Annotated in this window: 1 protein-coding gene; it reads left to right on the forward strand. The window is 39.9% G+C overall.

The genetic code is table 11. From position 1 onward, the window contains the following. Positions 1–59 precede the first annotated feature (59 nt). Positions 60–671 (forward strand): TerD family protein, encoded by a 612-nt coding sequence (locus tag V7659_RS27530; RefSeq protein WP_144547305.1) that lies wholly within the window; start codon positions 60–62, stop codon positions 669–671. Positions 672–755: the final 84 nt, after the last annotated feature.

The following is a 755-nucleotide window of genomic DNA, read 5'->3' on the forward strand; positions in this document are numbered from 1 at the left end:
ATCAACAGCCAAGTTTAAAGTGCTTAAAAATATAAAAATTTCTAATAGGAGTGATTGAATTGGCTATTAACTTACAAAAAGGTCAACGAGTGGATTTAACAAAGAGTAATCCAGGATTATCTAAAATCATGGTCGGTTTAGGCTGGGACCCAGTTCAAAGCGGCGGTGGCGGCGGCTTATTCGGAGGTTTGTTTGGCGGTGGCAGTGCGGCTAATGTAGACTGTGATGCCTCAGTTATTATGCTGGGTGCAAACGATAAGCTTCAAAACAACAAGGATGTCATTTACTTCGGAAACTTGCGAAGCAATGATGGCAGTGTACAACACTCAGGAGATAATCTAACAGGCGATGGTGACGGCGATGACGAACAAGTAATGATCGATTTAAGCCGTGTTCCAGCCAATATTCAGAAACTTGTTTTCGTTGTAAATATTTACGACTGTGTTAAGAGAAAGCAGCATTTTGGAATGATTAAAAATGCATTTATCAGGGTCGTAAATCCTGGAAATAATCAAGAGTTACTTCACTACAACCTAACAGACAATTACAGCGGTCTAACATGCCTTGTGACAGGAGAAATTTATCGTCACGGCAATGAATGGAAGTTTGCAGCCATTGGCAGTGGTACAAATGCAGCAAGCCTTAGTGAAGTCGTTCGTTCCTTTAGTTAAGTAAGGTTAAAAAGTTCGAATTGAGGTGATTCCTTGTGGGTATTAACTTGTCAAAGGGGCAAAGAATTGATTTAACAAAAACAA

Origin of the sequence: Neobacillus drentensis (assembly GCF_036966985.1) — a bacterium.
GTDB lineage: Bacteria > Bacillota > Bacilli > Bacillales > Cytobacillaceae > Neobacillus > Neobacillus drentensis_E.